Below are 24713 nucleotides of genomic sequence, written 5' to 3' on the forward strand. Positions count from 1 at the left end.
GCCTATGGAGAGTAAACGCCTCGATAATGCCGCGCTGGCGGCGGGCATCAGCCCCAGCTATATCAACGCGCACGGCAAGCCGCAGTCTATCGCGGCTGTCACCAAACAGCGTCTACTGGATGCGATGCATCGCTCAACCGCCGCCACGAAAGTGGCGGTTAACCCGCTGCCGAACGTGAAGATCTTCACCCACGGCAAAAAAATGTCGCTGCCGGTGGCAGGACGCGGTGAGTATCAGTGGATCCTGACCACTGAGGACGGTAAGCAGTATCAGGGTAAAACCCGCGGCGGCGAGACGCTGCCGCTGCCGGCCAAACTGCCGGAGGGGTATCACTCCCTTACGCTCACCCAGGAGGGGGAGCGCTGGCACTGCCGGACCATCGTCGCTCCGGCTCGCTGCTATGAGCCGCAGCCGCTGAAAGAGGGGAAAAAGCTGTGGGGCACCTGCGTGCAGCTGTATACCCTGCGTTCGGAGAAAAACTGGGGGATCGGCGATTTTGGCGATCTGCGCGCCATGCTGCCGGAAATCGCCCGCCGCGGCGGGTCGTTTATTGGTCTCAACCCGATCCATGCCCTCTATCCGGCGAACCCGGAGAGCGCCAGCCCCTATAGCCCGTCTTCACGTCGCTGGCTGAACGTTATCTACATCGACGTCAATGCGGTTGACGATTTCCAGCGTAGCGAAGAGGCGCAGGCGTGGTGGCAGTCCGCAGCGACGCAGCAGGCCTTGCAGGCGGCGCGGCAAACGGATGATGTGGACTATACCGCGGTCACCACGCTGAAAATGACCGCGCTGCGTATGGCGTGGCAACGATTCTCTCGTCGTGAAGATGAGCAGATGACGGCGTTCCGCGAGTTTGTTCTGCGTGAAGGGGAAAGCCTTTACTGGCAGGCCGCTTTCGATGCGCTGCACGCCTGGCAGGTTCAACAGGACCCGCTGCGTTGGGGCTGGCCGGCCTGGCCGAAGGCCTTTCAGGATATCGACAGCCCGGAGGTGAAAGCCTTCTGCGTCGAGCATGAGGACGACGTCAGTTTCTATCTCTGGCTGCAGTGGCTGGCCTGGAGCCAGTTTGCCGCCTGCTGGGAAACCAGCCAGCGCGATGGGATGCCGATCGGCCTCTACCGCGATCTGGCGGTGGGCGTCGCCGAAGGCGGCTCGGAGACCTGGTGCGACCGTGAGCTGTACTGCCTGAAAGCGTCCGTGGGCGCGCCGCCGGATATTCTGGGTCCGCTGGGCCAGAACTGGGGCCTGCCGCCGATGGATCCGCATATTATTGCCGCTCGCGCCTATGAGCCGTTTATCGACCTGCTGCGCGCCAATATGCAGAACTGCGGCGCGTTGCGCATCGATCACGTGATGTCGGTGCTGCGTCTGTGGTGGATCCCCTATGGTGAAACCGCCGACCATGGCGCTTACGTTCAGTATCCCGTCGACGATCTGCTGTCGCTTCTGGCGCTGGAAAGCCAGCGTCATCGCTGCATGGTGATCGGCGAAGATCTGGGCACGGTACCGGTGGAGATCGTCAGCAAGTTACGCAACAGCGGCGTCTATTCTTATAAGGTGCTCTATTTTGAGAGCGATGCAGAGAAAACGTTCCGCGCGCCTGCGCTGTACCCGGAGCAATCAATGGCTGTGGCGACGACGCACGACCTGCCCACCCTCCGCGGCTACTGGGAAAGCGGCGATCTGACGTTAGGTAAAGCGCTGGGTCTCTATCCTGATGAGGTGGTGCTGCGCGGGCTGTACCAGGACCGTGAGCTGGCGAAACAAGGGCTGCTGGATGCGCTGCATAAGTACGGCTGTCTGCCCAAGCGTGCCGGTCATAAGGCCTCCCTGATGAGCATGACGGGGATCCTCAACCGGGGGATGCAACGTTATATTGCCGACAGCAACAGCGCCCTGCTGGGCCTGCAGCCGGAAGACTGGCTGGAGATGGCGTCGCCGGTCAATATTCCGGGCACCAGCACCGAGTACCCGAACTGGCGCCGGAAGCTTTCCGTCACCCTTGAGCAGATGTTTGCCGATGAACAGGTCAATAAGCTGATTAAGGATCTGGATAAACGGCGCAAGGCGGCGAGCAAAAAAGCCGCCTCCTGATGACACCCCGCCGCGCGCTCCTCTGCGCGGCGAAGAGGATGTCCGATAAAAAAGGCCGGTCCGCATCATGCGGACCGGCCTTTTTCTGTAGCGGGAGTGGCCTTACACCACCATCCCCAGCAGCAGACAGCCTACCAGGCCGCAGACAGAGATAATGGTTTCCAGTACCGACCAGGACCTGATGGTCTCGCCGATGGTCAGGTTAAAGTACTCTTTGAACAGCCAGAAGCCCGGATCGTTCACGTGGGAGAAGATAACGCTGCCGGAGCCGACCGCGATAACCATCAGCTCCGGGCTGACACCGGTGGTGGCGATCAGCGGCGCGGCGATCCCGCCCGCGGTGATGGCGGCAACGGTCGCCGAACCCAGCGCGATACGCAGTACCGCGGCGATGGACCATGCCATAAACAGCGGAGACATATTCGATTCGTGCATGATAGAAGCGATGTATTTATCCATGCCGCTATCCACCAGCACCTGTTTGAAGGCGCCGCCGCCGCCGATGATCAACAGCATCATGGCGATGATTTTAATAGAAGAGGTCAGGGTGTCGTTGATCTGCTCCATGGAGCGGCCGCGGTTCAAACCGAAGGTGAACAGGGCGATCAGTACCGCAATCAGGGTGGCCATGACCGGGTCGCCGAAGAATTCGGCAATCGGCAGGAAGGCGTGGCCCTTCGGCAGGATCATCTCGGCCACGGCGCGCATCGCCATCAGGATCACCGGAACCAGCGAGGTCCAGACGCTGACGCCAAAGCCAGGCATCTCTTCTTCAGTGAACACTTTCGGGTTATGCAGGCCTTCCGGGATCGGCTTATCAATGCCTTTCAGGAAACGGGCGAAAACCGGGCCGGCGAGAATAACCGTCGGGATAGCCAGAATGGTGCCGTAGAGCAGCGTTTTACCCATATCGGCGTGGAAGATGGTGGCGATCGCGGTCGGACCCGGGTGCGGCGGCAGGAAGCCATGGGTGACGGAGAGCGCGGCGGCCATCGGTACGCCGACGTACAGCAGCGGAATACGGGCCGAGGCGGCGATGGTAAACACCAGCGGCAGCATCAGTACGAAGCCCACTTCATAGAACAGGGCGAAACCGACGGTGAAGCCGGTCAGGACCACCGCCCATTGAATATGCTTCTTACCGAACTTATTGATAAGCGTGGTGGCGATACGCTGAGCGCCGCCGCAGTCTGCCAGCAGCTTACCGAGCATAGCGCCGAAGCCCATGATCAGCGCGAGGCTGCCAAGGGTGCCGCCAACGCCATTTTTGATGGAAACGATCACTTTATCCAGTGGCATACCCTGCATTAATCCGACGGCGAGCGCCACCAGAACCAGCGCAATGAAGCCGTTCATTTTGAAACGGATCATTAACAGCAATAACAGGGCAACCCCGATAGCAACGATGACTAATGGCATGATTTACCTGGCCTTAATTTGTTATGGGTAACGTCAAAGTTTGAACCTGTAGAGCATCCGCTCCGTCAGGGAGCAAAATAGTCTGGCACCGTAAACGCTTGCATTATCCTTACCCAGAGAAAGGATAGCTGGCTATTTTTTTGCCGGTGGTGCCTGAAGTGGATGATACGGGTAACATGTGAGGGTTGAGAATCACCTGACCGGGGAAAATGTTAAATATGAGACTTAAGTCATACTCTTTCCCCGGTTTTTGCCGGTCGTTTAGTGGGAGATGTTGCGCGGTAACACAGAAAGGAGCAAGGAGAGCCGGCGACAGGGTGCCGCCGGAGGAAAGGCTTAGTAGTAGGAGTGCTCGCCGCGCTGGTGCTCGGTCAGATCGCGAACCCCTTTCAGCTCCGGAAACTCGTTCAGCAGCTGTTTTTCAATACCTTCTTTCAGGGTTACGTCGACCATCGAGCAGCCATTGCATCCGCCGCCGAACTGCAGGATAGCCAGACCGTCGTCGGTGATCTCCATCAGCGACACGCGACCGCCGTGGCCGGCCAGCTGCGGGTTAATCTGCGACTGCAGCAGGTACTCGACGCGCTCCATCAGCGGGGCATCGTCAGCGACTTTGCGCATTTTGGCGTTCGGCGCTTTCAGGGTCAGCTGCGAGCCAAGCTGGTCGGTGACAAAATCAATTTCAGCGTCTTCCAGATAGGGCGCGCTGAGCTCATCGACATAGGCGGTCAGCTGTTCAAATTTCAGCGCCGTGTCGGTGTCTTCCACCGCATCCGGTGGGCAGTAGGATACGCCGCACTCAGCGTTTGGGGTGCCGGGATTAATCACAAATACGCGAATTTGCGTCCCTTCTTCCTGATTTGCCAGCAGTTTGGCAAAGTGCGCTTGTGCAGCATCGGAAATACGGATCATAGCGTTGGCCTAATAGTTGACTATTTTACTGGGTTATAATACGCCCATCAGCGGGGGTCTACAAGGTACGGCATATACACCATACCTGAACCGTCGCGGCGCCGTTTCGCAAAAGCAGGCGGGATATCTCGGCGACGGTGCTGCCGGTCGTGACGACATCATCCACCAGAGCGATATGGAGTCCCTGGACGGCAAATTCAAGCTGAAAGGCATTTTTCAGGTTCTGCCTGCGCAGGCGGGCATTGAGCGAATGCTGCACGGCGCCCGCTCGCTGGCGCGTCAGGCCGTCGCGACGCCAGACGCACCCACGCCAGCGGGCCAACGGTCGGCACAGCTCATCGCACTGATTATAACCCCGGCGCCAGCGGCGGCGATGCCACAGCGGCACGCCGACCAGCGCGTCTACCGGCGGCAAATCGTCGCGCTGTTTAAGGCGCAGCAGCAGCAGGCGCGCCAGGGCGGGGCCCAGTTCCGGACGATGGTGAAACTTCAGCTGCCGCACCAGGTCGCTCAGCGGCGAACGATAGTCATTGACCGCCACCATTCGATGCCAGGGCGGCGGCTTTTGCAGGCAGCGGCCGCAGGGATGCCGGGACATTGCCGCCGGCAGGCCGCACTGCGGGCAGAGCGGGGGGCAGGCGAGCAGGGCGCGGCTGCAGCGAGAGCAGATCCCCCAGCGGGCGACCGCCAGCGGCATTTGGCATAGCCAGCATAAGCTGTGTGCTGTTAGCATATTTGGCCTTCTGTCCAGTAAAAAAGAGAACGGTAACGGATGAACGACATCTGGTGGCAAACAATCGGCGAAGGTGATTGTCATCTTGTGCTGCTGCACGGTTGGGGACTGAACGCTCAGGTCTGGGATTGCATCACGCCGCAGCTGGCTTCGCATTTTACCCTTCACCTGGTGGACCTGCCTGGCTATGGCCGTAGCGGCGGGTTTGGGGCGATGTCGCTGGAGGCGATGGCGCAGCGGGTGCTGGAGCAGGCTCCGCCTCAGGCGGTGTGGCTGGGCTGGAGCCTGGGCGGGCTGGTGGCCAGCCAGGTCGCGATTATGCGTCCGCAACGGGTGCAGGCGCTGGTAACGGTTGCCTCTTCCCCCTGTTTCGCGGCTCATGAGGACTGGCCCGGCATCAAGCCGGAGGTGCTGGCCGGATTTCAGCAGCAGCTGAGCGAGGATTTCCAGCGCACCGTCGAGCGGTTCCTCGCACTGCAAACCATGGGCACGGAGAGCGCCCGTCAGGATGCGCGGGCGTTAAAGCAGGCGGTGCTCTCGCTGCCGATGCCTTCCGCTGAGGCGCTGAACGGCGGTCTGGAGATCCTCAGAACCGTCGATCTGCGCCAGGCGCTGGTCGGGCTGCCGATGCCGTTTCTGCGGCTGTACGGTCGACTGGACGGGTTGGTGCCGCGCAAGATTGTCCCGCTGCTGGATAAGCTATGGCCGGAAAGCGAGTCAATTCTCTTTGACAAGGCAGCGCATGCGCCGTTTGTTTCCCATCCCGCGGCCTTTTGCGAGCCGCTGATGGCGCTGAAAAAACGGCTGGAGTAATTTTTTTTGCCGCGCCATGGTAAAAGGGCCATTCACAGCAATACTTAGGTTGTTACGGTGGTTGATTATTTCATTCCGCCACCGTGACCTACAATAACAACCTAATGGAGAGTAGAGGCTATGAAACTTGTTACAGGAATGGTTGCATCTCTGGTGATTGGCTGTCTGTCTTTTGGCGCATTCGCAGCGAAAGAGATCCAAAAAGAGGACGTGGCGAAGATGAATCTGACCAAGGTCGGCAGCATCACGACCTCAAGGACGACCTCGCCGATGGACGCCCGACGCGATCTGTCGAAAAAAGCTGATGAGCTGGGTGGAAAATACTTTGTGGTGATTGCCGGGCAGAAAAACGAAAAAACCGTTCACGCTAACGCTGACGTGTATAAATAATCCAGTCATAAAAAACGGGCCTGTTGGCCCGTTTTTCTCTGCTGTCACACTCGTTTTACCCCATGGCGCTGGCTGGCCTTACTCCCTTCATCGCAGCGCCCACCACTCCTGCTGGCACGCCGCTTTCCCTTCAGGACAGCTTTTACAGCTGCCGGAGAGGCAACCCTCGCTCGTTTCGCTGATCCGTACCACCTTGCCCATGGCTTCCATGCGTTCGAGCATGGCGTCAATCAGCGGCTGAGGCGTCCGCAGGCGGGCGCTGAGCTGTTTCGCCTCCATGCGGCCCTGCAGGGCCAGCATATCGCGGACTTCCATTAACGACGCCACCGCTCCTCCTTAGTGGCAATCGCCAGCCGGGCTGGAACAGCAGGAGGTCGGCGTTTTACGGGTGGCCAGCAGCGAGACGTCAACCCGGCTGCGCGCCCGACGCAGCAGACCGAAGAGCACCACGTTGAACAATACCACCGCCAGGATACACGCCAGGCTGTAGCGCGGATGGTCGCTAAAGCTGACGGTCTGGTAGTAGAGCGTCGAGAGCGAATAGGCGATATTCAGTCCCCACAGAATGGAGAAGGTCATCCAGCCGCGGCTCGATTCGCGGGCGATGGCGCCCATCACCGAGATGCAGGGGATGTAGAGCAGAACGAAGATCAGGTAGCTGTAAGCCGCCGCGGCGCTGCCAAATTTACTGCCCATCACGCCCATCGCGCCGGTGGCCATTTCGCCATCGCCTTTGCTGGCTTCGATGGGGTTGGCCAGGACGCTGAGGCTGAAGGTGTCTTTCAGTCCCTGCCATGTCTCGTCGACGGCCGCCAGCAGTTCTTCGCCGAGGCTGAAGGTCTGCGGATTGAACTCCTCGTTCTGGATATCTTCGGCGGTATAGAGGGTGTTCAGCGTACCGACCACCACCTCCTTCGCCATCGCGCCGGTAAACAGGCCCACGGTGGCCTGCCAGTTATCTTCATGTACGCCGATCGGTTTAAACACCGGAGTAATGACCCGGCTCACCGAGGCCAGCGCGGAGTCGTTGATGTTGTCGACGACCTTACCGCTCAGCGAGAAGCTGTTCAGCGCGCTGAGGAAGATGCTGACAATGACGATCACCTTCCCGGCGCGCAGCACAAAGCCTTTCAGGCGCTGCCAGGTCTGGATAATCAGGCTCTTGATATGCGGGACGTGGTACACCGGCAGCTCCATCACGAACGGCGAGGCTTCGCCGCGCATAATGGTGTGCTTCAGCATCAGGCCGGTGAGAATGGCCATCACAATGCCCAGCACGTAGAGCGAGAAGACCGCCAGCGCGCCGTTCTGACCAAAGAACGCGGCCGCGAAGACGGCGAAGATCGCCAGCCGCGCGCCGCAGGACATAAACGGCGCCATCATAATGGTCATCAGACGTTCGCGCGGGGCGTCGAGGGTGCGGGCGCCCATCACCGACGGCACGTTACAGCCGAAACCGACAATCAACGGGACAAAGGATTTTCCCGGCAGGCCGAGGGCTTGCATCAGGCGGTCCATGACAAAGGCGGCGCGCGCCATGTAGCCGGAGTCCTCAAGGAAAGAGAGGAACAGATACATCATGCCGATCTGCGGCACCAGCGGCAGCACGGTGTTGATACCGCCGCCGATCCCCTGGGCGAGGAACACGGTCAGCCACTCCGGGAAGTGCAGGGTGTAGCCCAGCCATTGAATACCGTGAATAAAGACCGCGACCGAGCCGGCGTCAAAAATCGGCTGCAGCGCGCCGCCGATGTTGATCGCCAGCAGGAACATCAGATACATGACAAAGAGAAAAATCGGCAACCCGAGGAAGCGGTTGAGGATCACCTTGTCCATCGCCGCGGTAAAGCGGCTTGGCTCGGCGGTCAGGGTGTTGCTGACGGCGTCGCAAATGGCGGCGATGGTCTGATAGCGCGCGTCAGCGATATGCAGCGCCGGGTCGTCGATCTCGTCGCTAAGATTCGCCAGGGTGATATCCAGTTTATCGGCGGCGTCGCCGGCATAGGCCCGGCTGTAGATGTCGCCCTCCAGCATCTGCAGACCGAGCCAGCGCCGTTGCTTGACCGGGATCTGCGCTGACATCTGCTGCGCCAGCAGGTCAGCTTCGCGCAGCAGCGGCTGCGGATAATGGACCAGCTCAATATCGCTGTTCGCCTGATGACGGTCGAGGGCAATCTTCAGCGCTTCGATCCCGCGTCCGCGGGTCGAAACCAGCGGAATGACCGGGCAGCCGAGGCGCGCGGCGAGGGCATCGATATCGATACGCACCTGCTGCTTTTCGGCAATATCCAGCATGTTCAGCGCCACGACGCAGGGGATCCCCAGCTCAAGCAGCTGCAGCGTCAAATAGAGGTTTCGCTCGAGGTTGGAGGCGTCGACCACGTTAATCAGCATGTCGGCCTCGCCGCTGAGGATGTAGTGGCAGGCGATCTGCTCGTCCAGCGAGGTCTGCGAAGAGATGGTGGTCAGAGAGTAGGTCCCGGGGAGGTCAACCAGCGTGACCTGGTGGTCAGTGGTGGCGAACACGCCCTCTTTACGCTCAACGGTGACCCCGGCCCAGTTGCCCACGCGCTGGCGGGCGCCGGTCAGTTGATTAAATAAAGTGGTCTTGCCGGAATTAGGATTACCAATTAAACCAACGGTTAATTTTTTCATATTTCAGACTCTTGTGCCGGGCCAGCCGTTATTGTGCAACCGCTTCCAGTTCGATTAAGGCGAGATCTTTTTTGCGTAATACCAGACTGACGCGTCGGGTTTCAATATGAACAGGATCGCCGAGCGGCGCCACGCGCACCACATGAAAAGAGGATCCGGGCAGCATGCCGAGGGAGAGCAATTTCTGACGGTATGCTGGGCTAATATCGCGGGAGAATCCAATGATTTTCCACGCACTATCAGGTGTGAATTGCATAGGGCCTACTTGTCTATCGCTAACCGAAGATGAATTGACCGGGCGTCGGGATGTCACCGCGCCGGATACCATAGCCAACGAAAAAAGAAAAAATCATTCTGAAAGTGATGATAATGAGAATGGTTTTTATCATCAATACATATGATGCGATCAACGCTATTTTTAAAGCGGAAATCACTTTTTTATTGATGTGCCGCAAAATCTGTCTGTGATCGAAAATGCACGAAATATTATTTCGGCGATCTAATGTTTAATTAAGGTTTCTTAAGTTAACGAAATGAAAATATTAATTTCGCTGTCTTCAGGCGTGGAATAAAAACAGGTTATCAGAAACAACTGAACCTGTTTTGCGCGTGATGGCGATGGCCTGGTCATGAAAAGAAAACTGCCCCTGAAAAGGGGCAGGGTGGGATTAGCGTTTTTTACCCATCGCCGCCGCGAGGGCATCCATCATCGCGCTGTTGCCGGCAGGCTGCGCTTCGCGACCGCGAGGTTTGGCGGCTTTCGCGGCCGGGCGGTTGCCCTGCGGGCGATCCTGACCGCCGCCGCGGCGGGCGTTGCTGTCGCCCGGCTGCTCGTCGAGACGCATGGTCAGGGCGATACGCTTACGCGGCAGATCGACTTCCATGACCTTGACCTTCACGATGTCGCCCGCTTTCACCACGGTGTGCGGATCTTCAACAAACTTGTCAGAAAGCGACGAGATGTGGACCAGTCCGTCCTGATGGACGCCGATATCGACAAATGCGCCGAAGTTGGTGACGTTGGTGACGGCCCCTTCCAGAATCATCCCCGGCAGCAGATCGTTCATGGTCTCTACGCCGTCTGCGAACTTCGCTGTCTTAAACTCCGGACGCGGGTCGCGGCCCGGTTTTTCCAGCTCTTTGATGATGTCGGTCACGGTCGGTACGCCGAACTTCTCATCGGTGAAATCCACGGCCTTCAGGTGGCGCAGCGCACTGCTATTGCCCATCAGATCTTTCAGCGCCTGCTGGGTAGCGGCCAGAATGCGTTCGACCACCGGGTAGGCTTCCGGGTGAACGGTGGAGGCATCCAGCGGGTTGTCGCCGTGGTTGATACGCAGGAAGCCGGCGCACTGTTCAAAGGCTTTCGGCCCCAGGCGGCTGACCTTCAGCAGCTGCTGGCGGTTCTGGAACTGGCCGTTCTCGTCGCGCCAGGCGACGATGTTCTGCGCCATCATGCGGGTCAGGCCGGCCACGCGGGTCAGCAGCGGCACGGAGGCGGTGTTCAGGTCAACGCCAACGGCGTTCACGCAGTCTTCCACCACCGCGTCCAGCTTACGCGCCAGCTGGGTCTGGCTGACATCGTGCTGATACTGGCCGACGCCAATGGATTTCGGGTCGATTTTCACCAGCTCGGCCAGGGGATCCTGCAGACGGCGGGCAATGGAGACCGCGCCGCGCAGCGACACGTCGAGGTCAGGGAACTCCTGCGCCGCCAGCTCGGAGGCGGAGTAAACGGAAGCCCCGGCTTCGCTGACGATCACCTTCTGGGCGGTGACCTTCGGGAACTGTTTCTGCACGTCGAGGAAGAAACGCTCGGTTTCACGCGAGGCGGTGCCGTTGCCGATCGCCACCAGCTCGACGTTGTGCTTCTCGCACAGCGCCGCCACGACAATCGCCGCTTTAGCCGCCTGGCCGGTGTGGGGGTAGATGGTATCGGTGGCCACCAGTTTGCCGGTACCGTCAACCACGGCCACTTTCACCCCGGTGCGCAGGCCCGGGTCAAGGCCCATGGTAGCGCGCAGCCCGGCGGGCGCAGCCATCAGCAGGTCGTGCAGGTTGCGGGCGAAGACGTTAATAGCTTCGTCTTCGGCGCGCTCGCGCACGGTACCCATCAGCTCGGTTTCGAGATGCATCAGGACTTTGATCCGCCAGGTCCAACTGACGACGCCTTTACGCCAGCTGTCCGCCGGGGCGTTATTCAGGCGCAGGCCCAGATGGTCGATAATAATCTGCTCGCAGTGGCTCTCTTTCGGCGGCTCGTCAAACTGCGGGTCAGCGTTTAAAGAGAGCTGCAGGACGCCTTCGTTGCGACCGCGGAACATCGCCAGCGCGCGATGCGACGGCACGGTGGCGATCGGTTCATGGTGATCGAAGTAGTCGCGGAATTTGGCGCCTTCCTCTTCTTTGCCGCTGACGACGGTGGAGACCAGGTGGGCGTTTTTCCACAGATAGTCACGGACCTTCGCCAGCAGCGCGGCGTCTTCGGCAAAACGCTCCATCAGGATATAGCGCGCGCCATCCAGCGCCGCTTTGCTGTCGGCCACGCCTTTATCGGCATCAATATATTTTGCGGCTTCCGTTTCCGGATCGTGGGACGGTTCGTTCCACAGCAGGTCAGCCAGCGGCTCCAGCCCCGCTTCGATAGCGATTTGCCCGCGGGTGCGGCGCTTCGGTTTATACGGCAGGTAGAGATCTTCCAGTTCAGTTTTGCTGAGCGTGGTGTTGATGGCTTTTTCCAGCGCGTCGGTCAGTTTGCCCTGTTCAGCGATGGATTTGAGGATCGCCTGACGACGGTCTTCCAGTTCGCGCAGATAGCCGAGGCGGGTTTCCAGATTACGCAGCTGCGTGTCATCCAGACCTCCGGTGACTTCTTTACGATAACGTGCAATAAACGGCACGGTGTTCCCTTCATCAAGCAGGCGAACGGCAGCTTCTACCTGTTCGGCTCTGGCCTGAAGTTCACCCGCAATAATGCGGCAGAGCGAATCATTCATCATGGCTTTTAATTCATCTTTAGGGTCAAAAATCAGGGACTAGTTATACGGACTGACGGCTGAAAATGCCAGTCGCGCCGGGCGTCTCTCGGAAAGTTCTTGTCTATTTAACGTATTCGATCTCGTTGACATACCAGCTGGCTTCGCCCGCCGGCGTGTTGACGATGGCCAGATCGCCAACCTCTTTTTTTAACAGTGCGCGCGCCATCGGCGAGTCGATGGAGATATAGTCTTTGCGGCCAAAAATTTCATCGTAACCGACGATGCGAAAGCGCTTGATATCGCCTTCATCGTTTTCAATCTCTACCCAGGCGCCGAAGAAGACTTTGCCCTCCTGCTGTGGGGAGTAATCGACGATCTTTAACTGTTCCAGACATTTGGTCAGATAGCGGACCCGGCGATCGATCTCGCGCAGGCGCTTTTTGTTGTACTGGTAATCCGCGTTCTCGCTGCGGTCGCCAAGGCTGGCGGCCCAGGTTACCTTTTTGGTCACTTCCGGGCGCTCCTGGCGCCACAGGTAGTCCATCTCCTGCTTCAGTTTTTCATATCCCTCGCGGGTGATCAGCGGCGTTTTCATCGTGAGTTCAACCTTCTGACAGTCTGTCGTTGCGCACAATTTGTAGCGCGTAATAATACCGACAGGATAAATACTGTGTCTTATGATTAAATGTATACTTAACCTGCTGTTAAATATGCTTTGTAACAATTTAGCCTGGAATATATACCAGATTTAGCTGGTGAGCGCGCCGGGCTTTTTTGAGAATACGCACTGACTATTGCAGTGAACCTTTGGGAGTACAAACAATGCAAGAGAATTATAAGATTCTGGTTGTGGATGACGACATGCGCCTGCGTGCGCTGCTCGAACGTTATCTGACCGAGCAGGGCTTCCAGGTTCGTAGCGTGGCGAACGCCGAACAGATGGATCGTCTGTTAACCCGCGAATCCTTCCACCTGATGGTGCTGGATCTGATGCTGCCTGGGGAAGATGGTCTCTCGATTTGCCGCCGTCTGCGCAGCCAGAGCAACCCGATGCCGATCATTATGGTGACGGCGAAAGGCGAAGAGGTTGATCGTATCGTGGGCCTGGAGATCGGGGCCGACGACTACATTCCGAAGCCGTTCAACCCGCGTGAACTGCTGGCCCGCATCCGGGCGGTGCTGCGCCGTCAGGCGAACGAGCTGCCGGGCGCGCCGTCGCAGGAAGAGGCGGTTATCGCCTTTGGTAAATTCAAACTGAACCTGGGCACCCGCGAGATGTTCCGTGAAGACGAGCCGATGCCGTTGACCAGCGGCGAGTTTGCGGTCCTGAAGGCGCTGGTAAGCCATCCTCGTGAGCCGCTGTCGCGCGATAAGTTAATGAACCTCGCTCGCGGCCGCGAATACTCTGCGATGGAGCGTTCCATCGACGTACAGATCTCCCGCCTGCGCCGCATGGTGGAAGAGGACCCGGCGCATCCGCGCTATATCCAGACCGTCTGGGGTCTGGGCTACGTCTTCGTCCCGGACGGTTCTAAGGCATGAAACGCGTGCGCTTTTCGCCGCGCAGCTCCTTTGCTCGCACGCTGCTCCTGATCGTCACCTTGCTGTTCGTCAGCCTGGTGACGACCTATCTGGTAGTACTGAATTTCGCGATCCTGCCAAGTCTCCAGCAGTTTAATAAAGTATTGGCCTACGAAGTGCGTATGCTGATGACTGATAAGCTGCAGCTGGAGGATGGCACCCAGCTGGTGGTGCCCCCGGCGTTTCGCCGTGAAATTTATCGCGAGCTGGGGATTTCGCTCTATTCCAATGAAGCGGCGGAAGACGCAGGCCTGCGCTGGGCGCAGCATTATGAATTCTTGAGCCAGCAGATGGCTCATCAGCTTGGCGGCCCCACTGAGGTGCGGGTGGAGGTCAATAAAAGCTCCCCCGTGGTGTGGCTGAAGACCTGGCTGTCGCCCAATATTTGGGTGCGGGTGCCGCTGACCGAGATCCATCAGGGCGACTTCTCGCCGCTGTTCCGCTATACCCTGGCGATCATGCTGCTGGCGATAGGCGGCGCCTGGCTGTTTATCCGTATTCAGAACCGCCCGCTGGTGGATCTGGAGCATGCGGCGCTGCAGGTCGGGCGCGGCATTATTCCGCCGCCGCTGCGCGAGTATGGCGCCTCCGAAGTGCGTTCGGTGACGCGCGCCTTCAACCACATGGCCGCGGGCGTGAAGCAGCTGGCCGACGACCGTACGCTGCTGATGGCTGGGGTCAGCCATGATTTACGGACTCCGCTGACCCGCATTCGTCTGGCCACCGAGATGATGGGCGAGCAGGACGGCTATCTCGCGGAGTCGATCAACAAAGATATCGAAGAGTGCAACGCCATCATCGAGCAGTTTATCGACTATCTGCGCACCGGGCAGGAGATGCCGATGGAGCTGGCGGATCTGAATGCGGTGCTGGGGGAAGTGATCGCTGCGGAGAGCGGTTATGAGCGGGAGATCGCTACCGCCCTGCAGGCCGGCGAAATTCCGGTACGCATGCATCCTCTGTCTATCAAGCGCGCGCTGGCGAATATGGTGGTCAACGCGGCCCGCTATGGCAATGGCTGGATCAAGGTCAGCAGCGGCAGCGAAGCGAGCCGGGCCTGGTTCCAGGTAGAAGATGACGGACCGGGGATTAAACCTGAGCAGCGAGAGCACCTGTTTCAGCCGTTTGTACGCGGCGACAGCGCCCGCAGCACCAGCGGCACCGGGCTGGGGTTGGCGATTGTTCAGCGTATTATCGATAATCACAACGGGCGGCTGGAGATTGGCTCCAGCGAACGCGGCGGGTTACTGATCCGCGCCTGGCTGCCGGTGCACCGGGTACTGGCGCCGATGAAACCGGCCAAAGAGAGCTGATCGCGCCCGCGGTTGGTTGGTCAGAACGTTGCACAATAAAAAGCCGGGCAAGCCCGGCTTTTTCATCTTTGTGCCCGTTAGCGCTGCGGCCCTGCCGCCACCAGCGCGGCGCCCGCTGGCGTATCGGTATACTTCTCAAAGTTCTCAATAAACAGCTTCGCCAGCTGATCGGCTTTTTCCTGCCACTGCTCCGGGGAACCATAGGTGCTGCGCGGATCGAGGATCTGGGGATCCACGCCCGGGAGGGCCGTCGGGATCTGCAGGTTAAACATCGGCAGGGTAAAGGTCTCCGCGTTGTCCAGCGAGCCATTGAGGATGGCGTCGATGATGGCGCGGGTATCTTTAATCGAGATGCGCTTGCCGGTGCCGTTCCAGCCGGTATTGACCAGATAAGCCTGCGCGCCGGCCGCCTGCATGCGTTTGACCAGCACTTCGGCGTACTGTGTCGGGTGCAACGACAGGAAGGCGGCGCCGAAGCAGGCGGAAAAAGTTGGCGTGGGTTCGGTCACGCCGCGCTCGGTGCCGGCCAGTTTGGCGGTAAACCCGGACAGGAAATGGTACTGCGTCTGATCGGCGGTCAGGCGGGAGACCGGCGGCAGTACGCCGAACGCATCGGCCGTCAGGAAGATCACTTTGGTGGCGTGACCCGCTTTGGAGACCGGTTTGACGATATTATCGATATGGTCGATGGGGTAGGAGACGCGGGTGTTTTCGGTCTTTGAGCCGTCATCGAAATCGATTGTCCCGTCGGCGCGCACCACCACGTTTTCCAGCAGGGCGTTGCGGCGAATGGCGTGATAGATATCCGGCTCGGCCGCTTCAGAGAGCTTGATGGTCTTGGCGTAGCAGCCCCCTTCGAAGTTAAACACCCCGTCGTCATCCCAGCCATGTTCGTCATCGCCAATCAGGCGGCGTTTCGGGTCGGTGGAGAGGGTGGTTTTGCCGGTGCCTGAGAGGCCGAAGAAAATGGCGACATCGCCTTTCTCGCCCACGTTGGCAGAACAGTGCATGGAGGCGATGCCCTTCAGCGGCAGCAGGTAGTTCATGATCGAGAACATCCCTTTCTTCATCTCGCCGCCGTACCAGGTGCCGCCGATCAACTGAATGCGCTCGGTGAGGTTGAAAGCGATGAAGTTTTCCGAGTTCAGGCCCTGCTCTTTCCACTGCGGGTTGGTGCACTTCGCGCCGTTCATCACGATGAAGTCGGGCGTGAATTCCGCCAGCTCTTCGTCGCTCGGGCGGATGAACATGTTTTTAACGAAGTGCGCCTGCCAGGCCACTTCGGTAATGAAACGTACGCTGAGACGGGTATCGGCGTTAGCGCCGCAGAAGGCGTCGACGATAAACAGGCGTTTACCGGACAGCTGCTGTGTTACCAGCCCTTTCAGATGCTGCCAGGTTTCCTGCGAAAGCGGCTTGTTGTCGTTTTTACCCTTGCCTTTATCGGACCACCAGACGGTATCGCGGGTGGTGTCGTCGCGCACGAGGTACTTATCTTTCGGAGAACGACCGGTAAAAATGCCCGTGTCGACGGCGATAGCACCGAGACTGGTTAATACGCCACGTTCGTAGCCTTCCAGGTTGGGGTCGAGCTCTTCCTGAAACAACATGTCGTAGCTGGGATTGTGGACGATATCCTGAACGTCATTGATACCATAAGCCTTGAGATCCTGCGGGGTTAAACCATGATTAACGCGCATGTCACTGCTCCTTAGCCAAGATGTACTGCTGTAAATTGTAGGGTTTATTACCGGGTATTGACCGCGACCAGGCTCATAGATTTACGTATCTCGACATTCTTCAGAATGACGAAAAAAACGGTGACTCCTGTCACGAAGTGAAGTGGATTATCTCAGGAAATGGCTGGATGGTGGGGTTAGATGTTTCTCAATGGTTAAAAAGTAATTAAAAAAACTACTGAAATGTGAATGTAATCGCTTTCCTGGAATAAAATTACGTAACTCTTTCAGCGAAAATCGATTCAACTCGTGAATAAATAAAAGTCAGACACCGGGCGACAAACCACATCGCCGCCCGGTGCCTGAAGAAGAAGTGAGGATTAATGGACCTGCGGATCGGCCGGAGAGGCGTTATTACGGATCTCGGCGATGTCCATGGCGTTGAAGATATAGTGGTTACCGCAGTAGTCGCAGTGCATATCAATCTCGCCTTCGTCGGCAAGGATGCTATCTATCTCTTCGTCCGGCAGGGTTTTCAGCGCGCCGGCGCAGCGTTCGCGGGAGCAGGTGCACTTGAACTCCACGCTCTGCGGATCGTAGACCGTGACTTCTTCTTCATGGTACAGACGCCACAGCACATCGTTCGCCGGCAGGGTGAACAGCTCTTCAGCCTTGATGGTCTCGGTGAGCGTCGCCAAGTGCTCAAAGTCGGCAGTCTGGGCATCCTGCGCCGGCATCACCTGCAGCAGCATCCCGCCCGCCATCGGCTGACCTTCATGTTCGCCGGTGCGGATAATAAGGCGCGTCGGCAGCTGCTCTGAACGCTGGAAGTAATCTTCCAGGCAGGCGGCCAGCGTATCGCCTTCCAGACCGACCACGCCCTGATAACGCTCACCCTCTTCCGGGGAGATGGTGATGACCAGATAGCCGTTGCCGACCATCGCTTTCAGATCCGCATCGTCCGCAATCTCGCCCTGCACGCGCGCGACGCCGCGCAGCTGCTGCTGGTTATTGCCATTGATGACCGCCAGCTGTAAAGGCCCATCGCCCTGCAGCTGCACGGTGATGTCGCCGGCAAATTTCAGCGTCGCAGTCAGCAGACTGGTGGCGACCAGCAGCTCCGCCAGCACCGTTTTCACCGGCTGGGGATAAGTGTGATTCGCCAGAATCTGTTCCAGGGTTTCCGACACCGTCACCAGCTCACCGCGCACGGCATAGTTTTCAAACAGATAACGATGTAATTGATCGTGTTGAGTCATAATCATCTCTCTTTCTGGCGCGAGTTACTCACTCTCGCCGTGTTTAAATCTCATCAGGTCGCGGCGCTCTTTCTTGTCCGGACGTCTGTCAGGGTGCGGCATGGTCAGGGCGTTCATTTTGCGCGCCAGGGCCATTTTTTCACGCTTCTCGATACTCTCAGCCGTCTCTTCATACAGGGTGACGGCTTCGCTTGCCGGGCGGCGCTGTTCGGTGATACCGACGATGCGCACCGTCCGCTCGTCGTTGCCCTGACGCAGCGTTAGCATGGCGTCCAGTTCGACGATTTTCCCGGGCTTGCTGCGTTGTCCGTTGTAATGCACCTTGCCGCCTTCAATCATCTCTCGCGCCAGCGCGCGGGTCTTGTAAAAGCGGGCGGCCCAAAGCCATTTGTCCAATCTGACGGTTTCGGTAGGCTTCTCTTTCATCGCCTCTCCTTCGGGGTAAGCGAAGGGATCAGTCGTCGGTAATCATTCAGCCCCGGATGGCGCAGATACTGCTTTTCCGCCAGCCCGGAGTCGGGATTGGTAATGCCCAGGCAGTAACGAATGCCAAACTCCCTCGCGGCATCCAGAATTGCCTCGCTGTCGTCGACAAACAGCGTTTTATGCGCCTCAAGGCCGGTTTCCTCCGCCACGGCGCGCCACAGACGCTGATCCTCTTTCGGATAACCAAATGTGTGGGTGGAAAGTAATAAATCAAGGTGCGCATCCAGGCCGGTGTGTTTGAGTTTCACCGCCAGATTGTGGGGATGGGCATTGGTCAACAGAATACGTCGCTTACCGCTGGCCTTGAGCGCATCAAGGAACGGCACGGTATCCTCACGCAGCGTGGCGCGCGGACCCTGTTCGCTGGTCATCGCACAAATATCCAAACCCAGGCGCTCGCTCCAGTAATCCAGACAGTACCAGTTTAGCGTATGCTGCACGGCGTGATACTCCTGGTGCATGGCCTCTTTCGCCTGTTGCAGATTGAGGCCGCGGGCGGCCCCCCAGGTTTCCGGCACCAGCGTTTGCCAGAAATAGTTGTCGAAAGCGAGATCCAGGAGCGTGCCGTCCATATCCAGCAGAACGGTATCGACCTCCTGCCAGGCGATATCAAAATGCATGATGACTCTCCAGCGAGCGGGAAATGGGCGACAGGGTATCACACCCTGTCGCCGGGAAAATTAATCTTGCGGGTCAGACGACGAGGGGAGCAGCACCGGGTTCAGGCAGCTTTCGTAATATTTCTGAATCTCTTCCATACGCTGGCGATGGCGTTGATAACGACGCAGCGCCTGCACCCCGTGGTAAGCCATGCATCCCACCATCGACAGCAGCAGCAGGGTGATGCCCAGATAGCGCCACAGGCCGCTGCGGTCAGGAATGCGGTGCAGGTTGATATGCTGAGTGCCGTTGGCGTCAGTAAACAGATTGGTGACTATCCCTTCGGCATGGAAGGGGGTATGCATCAGCATACCGGCCAGCCGCCGCAGTTCCCCCCACTGCTCATGCGCCGGGTAATCATACAGGCTCACCGCCGGCCACGGCTGATTGACCAGCACGCTGCCCTCGTCGCTGGCGATGAGGAAGCCGCCCGGGGCCGGGCTGTTGAGCGCCTGCGCCGCCCGCGAGGTTTCACGCATGACAAAGGGGGCGGTTGAGGTGGTCACCAGATTCTCCAGCGACTCGGCGCTGACTGGCCGCAGCAGCACGTTCACGCCATCCAGTTTCCCGGCGGACGCACGCTTAGTTAACGTCTCCCAGTTACGGGTATTGCCGAGATTAACCAGCGCATTCTTCAGCCGCAGGCAATCATCGGCAGCGGAACAGAGATCGTTGGTTTTCTGAACGATATCGCCGAAATCATCCAGTAGCACCATGCCAGATTTCTGAATGGCGGAGCGCAGCGCCGGGCTGACGCGGGAGTCGTCGTCGGTTTCCGGGTGCAGCTGACGCTGGACGGACTGCATCAGAGCAGTCGCTTTGCTGACAATGTCAGACTCCGGCAGCGGCAGAGGAGGGGCATCGTTCCACACAATCTGCGAACAATCGAAAGGCAGGAACGGCGAATCCTCTTTGGCCGTCCAGCTGCCCGGCGTGCGGATGTTGCACATCCCGGTGCCGGTCAGGCGCAGCGTATCGCCAATGCGCACATGGGCCTTTTCCAGCTGGCTGACGGTCGTGGCTTCAATGGTCTGCGCCCCCTTCAGCCACGACAGGGTGAACTTAAACGGCATATTCAGCGGTACGCTGGCCCATAGCATGATTACCACCACCAGGGCGCCGGCGGCGATAATCGCGCTGCGCAGCCAGTACTGCAGCGGGAAGTTTTTCACTTCATCATGAAGCGACAAGTAGCGTCCCTGACGGGCTACATGGCGGTTGAGATAGATATCAATATCGGTCTGCTGTCCGAGGTCCTGGGCGATCCAGGGCTGCCAGTGGCGCGGATAGATGAGATCGATAATGCCCAGCGAGATATTATTGATATGCTCCTGATCGTTTTCGCCAAACAGCCCCCAGCGCTTAGGGACGCCGCGCAGGCAATGGATTTCGCGCAGCGAGGCGCGGCGCGGCGGGGCATAGATCCCCAATAGGCCGGCGGCGAGCAGCAGCAAACCGGCAGCCACCAGCCATGGGGTAAAGACGGCAGGCCCAATCAGACTGAAATAAAAGAACAGGAAAGAGGCGACGATCAGGATCGCTTCGCGCAGACCATCCGGGCGGTTCAGGGCGTGTTCTTCCGGGCTTTCCCGACGGATCTGCCGCAACTCTACCTGTTCGCTCTCTTCGCCGCGAATTGAGGCCTGGGTGGCCGAGGCGCGTTCCAGCGCGTAGCTTTGCGCTTCCTGACGATAGTCGCTCAGGGTATGGCCGTTAAGGGTGATAACCAGCGGCAGGCTGTCGGTGGGGATCAGCTCGACGCTGTTTTCATCGTTGATATGCTGTTCCCAGAACGGCGGCAGATGTACCTCCACCGAATCGAGAAAATAGCGCCATTTATTCGGCGCGTCGGTAGTGATCCCGTAGCGGGTGATGGCTCGCGTCACCCCATAGACGGTATCGCTCTGTTCGTTTAGCGCCAGAGCGACGGGCGCGCTGGTGGCGCCGGACGCGGGAACCTGCTGGGCGCGGCTCAGTTCGGCAAGATACTTTTCGATGGCCTGGCGCTCATCGGCCGCGATCGGCCGCGTGGTGGCATCGCTAAAGGCGTGCAGTAGAGGGAGCCGGCGGCGTCTGGCGTGCGTGCGATACCACCATCCAATGAGCAATACGCAGATTAGCAGAGCTGTAAGGAATATCAGAAAGGTGCCCATGCCCATCCCATCATAGTTATATTTTTCTTACGAAATCGTCGGTGAACGTGAAGACTAACGTCAAGCTGCAGTGTTAGCGGCGCACCTGCTTGCAGGGTAGTAAATATGTCATGCAGCAGCGTATTAGCTTACCAAAAACGTTAAAGGCCAGAAATCGGTAAATTCTCAAAGAGAATTCAAGCTATTGACTTTTTTATCTTTATTACTTTTCCCTTTGCAGGGAAAAGGTTACAACTCTGTAAATAAGTAGCGATTTGGATTGCCGAAAGCGTGTTGCGTATCGCACAATGACTGCTTAATCACAGCATAGACCGATGACAATGAGCAAATCATTACAAAAACCCACCATTCTCAATGTTGAAACTGTCGCCCGTTCGCGCCTCTTTAATGTCGAAAGCGTCGATCTGGAATTCAGCAACGGTGTGCGTCGCGTTTATGAACGTATGCGGCCTTCCACCCGCGAAGCGGTGATGATTGTGCCGATTGTTGATGATCATATTATTTTGATTCGCGAGTATGCCGTCGGGACGGAATCCTACGAGCTGGGCTTCTCCAAAGGGCTGATTGATCCGGGTGAAACCGTGGATGAAGCGGCCAATCGCGAGCTGAAAGAAGAGGTTGGCTTCGGCGCCAATAAGCTGACGTTTCTGAAGAAGCTCAGTATGGCTCCCTCTTACTTCTCCAGCAAAATGAACATCCTGGTGGCGGAAGATCTCTATCCGGAGTCGCTGCCGGGCGATGAGCCCGAGCCGCTGCCGCAGGTGCGCTGGCCGCTGGCGCAGTTGATGTCGCTGCTGGATGAAGAAGATTTTAACGAGGCCCGCAACGTTAGTGCGCTGTTTTTAGTGCGGGAATGGTTGCAGGCCCAGGGCCGACTCTGAACGAGCGTTTACGCTAAGCAGCAATAAAAAAGCGCCCGCAGGCGCTTTTTTTGTCAGAACAGCTCGTGGGTTTCACCGCCGCCGTCAGTCAGGGTGGTGCCCACCTCATGGACCGCCTGCTGCGTGGGCTGGGTACCCTCAATAAAGTATTCCGCCCGGCTGTTGCCACCGTTCGCCAACTGACCGGTGCTGCGGTCAATATTCACCGTGACGATACCCGGCGGCGGCGTTAATGGCTCTTCCGGAACGCCTTCCAGCACGCTCTTCATAAAGCTGTCCCAGGCCGGCTGGGCGCTTTTGGCGCCGCCTTCGTAGCCGGAGATCTGATCTTTAATCGCCCCCGATGCGGTGGTCCGGCCAAGATCGCGACGATGATCGTCAAAGCCGATCCAAACCGAGGTCACCACGCCCGGTCCGTAGCCTGAGAACCAGGCGTCCTTCGAGCTGTTGGTGGTCCCGGTTTTGCCGCCGATGTCATGCCGCTGAAGGTCACGTCCGGCGCGCCAGCCGGTTCCCATCCAGCCCGGTTCGCCAAAGATGTTGCTGTTCAGCGCGCTCTTGATCAGGAAGGCCAGCGGGGTGTTGATCACATGCGGCGCGTATTCCTGGGCGCCGCTCTGCGCCACCAGTGACTGATTGGCCTGCTCCAGCTGCGGCTGCGGCGGCACGGTGCCATTCTGCGGTTCCGTCGAGGTGGCGACATCTTCCACATCTTTGTTTTCCAGCACGTTGGATTTTGGCGTATCGCCGTAAATCACCGGTAAATCACACTGCGGGCAGGCGATTTTCGGACGCTCTTCGAAGAGGACCCCGCCCTGATCGTTCTCAATCTTACTGATAAAGAACGGGTTCACCAGGAAGCCGCCGTTGGCCATCACCGAATAACCGCGGGCGACCTGCAGAGGCGTAAAGGAGGCGGAGCCCAGCGCCAGCGATTCGGTGTGGACAATGTTTTGCGCCGGGAAGCCAAAGCGCTGCAAATACTCGGCGGCATAGTCAACGCCCATGGCGCGCATGGCGCGCACCATGACCACGTTTTTCGACTGCCCCAGGCCCTGGCGTAAACGAATCGGACCAGCATACTGCGGCGGCGAGTTTTTCGGCCGCCAGTCGGAACCGGCTCCGGCGTCCCAGCGCGAGATTGGCACATCGTTGAGCATGCTTGCCAGAGTTAAGCCTTTATCCATCGCAGCCGTGTAGAGGAATGGCTTGATGTTGGAGCCGACCTGGCGCAGCGCCTGAGTGGCGCGGTTGAACTTGCTCTGGTTAAAGTCAAACCCACCGACAAGGGCGATAATCGCGCCGTTTTGCGGGTTAATGGAGACCAATGCCGAGTTGACGTCCGGGACCTGCGACAGCCACCAGCTGTCTCCCACTTTGCGAACCCAGATCTGCTGCCCGGCCTGCACGACGTCGTTGACTTTACGCGGGGTCGCCCCCTGCTGCGTATCGGAGATAAAGCGGCGAGCCCAGCGCACGCCGTCCATCGTCAGCGAAACGGAGTCGCCGTTAGCCAACAGCGCGACGGCCTCCTGGGCATTCGCGGAGGTGACCACCGCAGGAGAAAGCGGGCCAAAGCCAGGCTGGCGCTTCAGGGCGTCAACGATCTTTTTCGCCTCCCACGGCGTTTCGCCGACCTTCCACAGCACGCTGGCCGGGCCGCGGTAGCCGTGACGCATATCGTAATCCAGCACGTTATTGCGGACCGCCTGCTGGGCCGCCTGCTGGTTTTTGCGGGTAATCGTGGTGTACACCCGGTAGCCATCTTCGTAGGCCTGCTCGCCGTAGCGATTCACCATCTCCTGGCGCACCATTTCGCTCAGATAGGGCGCGGAGAAGGCGATTTTTGGCGCGTGGTAGCTGGCGTCGATGGGTTCGCTGCGCGCCTCATCGTATTGCGCCTGGGTGATGTACCCCTCGCTCAGCATACGCGACAGCACCACGTTGCGCCGGGCTGTGGCGCGATCCATCGAATAGAGCGGGTTAAAAGTGGACGGGGCTTTCGGCAGACCGGCAATCACCGCCATTTCGCTGAGGGTCAGCTGGTCGATAGGTTTGCCAAAATAGACCTGCGCCGCGGCGCCGACGCCATAGGCGCGGTAGCCGAGGTAAATCTTGTTCAGGTACAGCTCAAGGATTTCATCTTTGTTCAGCAGCTGCTCGATGCGGATAGCCAGAAAGGCCTCTTTAATCTTACGCATCAACGTCTTCTCGGGGCTGAGGAAGAAGTTACGCGCTAACTGCTGGGTGATGGTGCTGGCGCCCTGCGAGGCGTGGCCTGAAAACATCGCCACGCTGGCGGCGCGGAAAATACCCACCGGATCGACGCCGTGATGCTCATAGAAACGACTGTCTTCGGTAGCGATAAACGCTTTCACCAGCTCGGGGGGAATTTGCTGCAACGTGACAGGGATACGGCGCTTTTCGCCGTACTGCGCAATAAGCTCACCGTCGGCGCTATAGACCTGCATCGGGATCTGCAAACGCACATCCTTCAGGGTTGCGACGTCGGGGAGTTGCGGCTCTATGTATTTGTAGAGGCCAAAAATCGAGCCTGCTCCCAGCAGTACGCAACAGACTGCAAGGATCAATAGATACTTTACGAACTTCACCGGTGTTTTCCCATTTAGTTTTATTTGGGCAGTTTATAAACAAACGCGCGGTAGTATAAAGGCAAGCCAGGTGCATTGATATAGCCGGACA

At 58.5% G+C, this 24713-nt stretch carries 20 protein-coding genes; 6 read left to right on the plus strand and 14 right to left on the minus strand.

Features of this window, described 5'->3' with window-relative positions; translation table 11 throughout:
- The first annotated feature begins 4 nt into the window (after positions 1-4).
- Positions 5-2098: a 4-alpha-glucanotransferase gene (malQ, locus tag ABLU73_RS24705; RefSeq protein WP_043522588.1), complete on the plus strand. Its 2094-nt coding sequence runs from the start codon at positions 5-7 to the stop codon at positions 2096-2098.
- A gap of 102 nt (positions 2099-2200) precedes the next feature.
- Here malQ and gntT read toward each other — a convergent pair whose 3' ends face one another.
- The 3 genes from gntT to gntX all read right to left on the minus strand — a co-directional run bounded on the left by gntT (position 2201) and on the right by gntX (position 5162).
- Positions 2201-3517: a gluconate transporter gene (gene gntT / locus ABLU73_RS24710; protein ID WP_004202142.1), complete on the minus strand. Its 1317-nt coding sequence runs from the start codon at positions 3515-3517 to the stop codon at positions 2201-2203.
- Between the two features lie 336 nt (positions 3518-3853).
- Positions 3854-4429, minus strand: coding sequence for a Fe-S biogenesis protein NfuA (gene nfuA / locus ABLU73_RS24715; RefSeq protein ID WP_004202143.1), 576 nt, complete (start codon positions 4427-4429; stop codon positions 3854-3856).
- 58 nt (positions 4430-4487) lie between these two features.
- The gene (gene gntX / locus ABLU73_RS24720; protein WP_048295667.1) at positions 4488-5162 is read right to left on the minus strand and encodes a DNA utilization protein GntX; all 675 of its coding nucleotides are present in this window, start codon (positions 5160-5162) and stop codon (positions 4488-4490) included.
- Positions 5163-5201: 39 nt separating this feature from the next.
- Between gntX and bioH the strand changes: the two genes are divergently transcribed.
- The gene (gene bioH, locus ABLU73_RS24725; RefSeq protein WP_017899964.1) at positions 5202-5975 is read left to right on the plus strand and encodes a pimeloyl-ACP methyl ester esterase BioH; all 774 of its coding nucleotides are present in this window, start codon (positions 5202-5204) and stop codon (positions 5973-5975) included.
- 120 nt (positions 5976-6095) lie between these two features.
- Positions 6096-6365: a YdgH/BhsA/McbA-like domain containing protein gene (locus ABLU73_RS24730; RefSeq protein ID WP_004202149.1), complete on the plus strand. Its 270-nt coding sequence runs from the start codon at positions 6096-6098 to the stop codon at positions 6363-6365.
- A gap of 87 nt (positions 6366-6452) precedes the next feature.
- Here the strand turns inward: ABLU73_RS24730 and feoC are convergent, their stop codons facing one another.
- The 5 genes from feoC to greB all read right to left on the minus strand — a co-directional run bounded on the left by feoC (position 6453) and on the right by greB (position 12593).
- Positions 6453-6692 carry a [Fe-S]-dependent transcriptional repressor FeoC gene (gene feoC / locus ABLU73_RS24735; protein WP_004202151.1) on the minus strand — a complete coding sequence of 80 codons (240 nt, stop codon included), beginning with the start codon at positions 6690-6692 and terminating at the stop codon, positions 6453-6455.
- 9 nt (positions 6693-6701) lie between these two features.
- Positions 6702-9020, minus strand: coding sequence for a Fe(2+) transporter permease subunit FeoB (feoB, locus tag ABLU73_RS24740; RefSeq protein ID WP_348850479.1), 2319 nt, complete (start codon positions 9018-9020; stop codon positions 6702-6704).
- Positions 9021-9048: 28 nt separating this feature from the next.
- Positions 9049-9276, minus strand: coding sequence for a ferrous iron transporter A (gene feoA / locus ABLU73_RS24745; RefSeq protein ID WP_004202154.1), 228 nt, complete (start codon positions 9274-9276; stop codon positions 9049-9051).
- A 412-nt stretch (positions 9277-9688) separates the two neighbouring features.
- A complete protein-coding gene (locus ABLU73_RS24750) occupies positions 9689-12019 on the minus strand; it encodes a Tex family protein (RefSeq protein ID WP_165708065.1) in 2331 nt (776 codons plus the stop codon).
- 100 nt (positions 12020-12119) lie between these two features.
- On the minus strand, positions 12120-12593 hold the full coding sequence (greB, locus tag ABLU73_RS24755; protein WP_002920503.1) for a transcription elongation factor GreB: 474 nt from the start codon (positions 12591-12593) through the stop codon (positions 12120-12122).
- A gap of 227 nt (positions 12594-12820) precedes the next feature.
- On the opposite strand from greB, the gene ompR reads away from it, so the two are divergent.
- Positions 12821-13540, plus strand: a complete 720-nt coding sequence (gene ompR, locus ABLU73_RS24760) for a two-component system response regulator OmpR (protein ID WP_001157751.1) — start codon at positions 12821-12823, stop codon at positions 13538-13540.
- Positions 13537-14892, plus strand: coding sequence for a two-component system sensor histidine kinase EnvZ (gene envZ / locus ABLU73_RS24765; protein ID WP_004202158.1), 1356 nt, complete (start codon positions 13537-13539; stop codon positions 14890-14892). The genes ompR and envZ overlap by 4 nt, the downstream gene beginning before the upstream one ends.
- A gap of 77 nt (positions 14893-14969) precedes the next feature.
- Here the strand turns inward: envZ and pckA are convergent, their stop codons facing one another.
- From pckA to ABLU73_RS24790, 5 genes are all read right to left on the minus strand, one after another.
- A complete protein-coding gene (gene pckA, locus ABLU73_RS24770) occupies positions 14970-16592 on the minus strand; it encodes a phosphoenolpyruvate carboxykinase (ATP) (protein ID WP_004202159.1) in 1623 nt (540 codons plus the stop codon).
- Between the two features lie 359 nt (positions 16593-16951).
- Complete coding sequence (gene hslO / locus ABLU73_RS24775) at positions 16952-17836, minus strand: Hsp33 family molecular chaperone HslO (RefSeq protein WP_017899960.1); 885 nt, start codon at positions 17834-17836, stop codon at positions 16952-16954.
- An 18-nt stretch (positions 17837-17854) separates the two neighbouring features.
- Positions 17855-18256: a ribosome-associated heat shock protein Hsp15 gene (gene hslR, locus ABLU73_RS24780; RefSeq protein WP_017899959.1), complete on the minus strand. Its 402-nt coding sequence runs from the start codon at positions 18254-18256 to the stop codon at positions 17855-17857.
- On the minus strand, positions 18253-18936 hold the full coding sequence (yrfG, locus tag ABLU73_RS24785; protein WP_004202162.1) for a GMP/IMP nucleotidase: 684 nt from the start codon (positions 18934-18936) through the stop codon (positions 18253-18255). Before yrfG ends, hslR begins: the two co-directional genes overlap by 4 nt.
- A 60-nt stretch (positions 18937-18996) precedes the next feature.
- Positions 18997-21129 (minus strand): intracellular growth attenuator family protein, encoded by a 2133-nt coding sequence (locus tag ABLU73_RS24790; protein ID WP_135730253.1) that lies wholly within the window; start codon positions 21127-21129, stop codon positions 18997-18999.
- Between the two features lie 320 nt (positions 21130-21449).
- Between ABLU73_RS24790 and nudE the strand changes: the two genes are divergently transcribed.
- Positions 21450-22010 carry an ADP compounds hydrolase NudE gene (gene nudE / locus ABLU73_RS24795; protein ID WP_004202164.1) on the plus strand — a complete coding sequence of 187 codons (561 nt, stop codon included), beginning with the start codon at positions 21450-21452 and terminating at the stop codon, positions 22008-22010.
- Positions 22011-22063: 53 nt separating this feature from the next.
- Here the strand turns inward: nudE and mrcA are convergent, their stop codons facing one another.
- Positions 22064-24622, minus strand: coding sequence for a peptidoglycan glycosyltransferase/peptidoglycan DD-transpeptidase MrcA (gene mrcA / locus ABLU73_RS24800; RefSeq protein ID WP_023319249.1), 2559 nt, complete (start codon positions 24620-24622; stop codon positions 22064-22066).
- Positions 24623-24713: the final 91 nt, after the last annotated feature.

It is taken from the genome of Klebsiella sp. GG_Kp175 (genome assembly GCF_040062325.1).
Taxonomy (GTDB): domain Bacteria; phylum Pseudomonadota; class Gammaproteobacteria; order Enterobacterales; family Enterobacteriaceae; genus Klebsiella; species Klebsiella quasipneumoniae.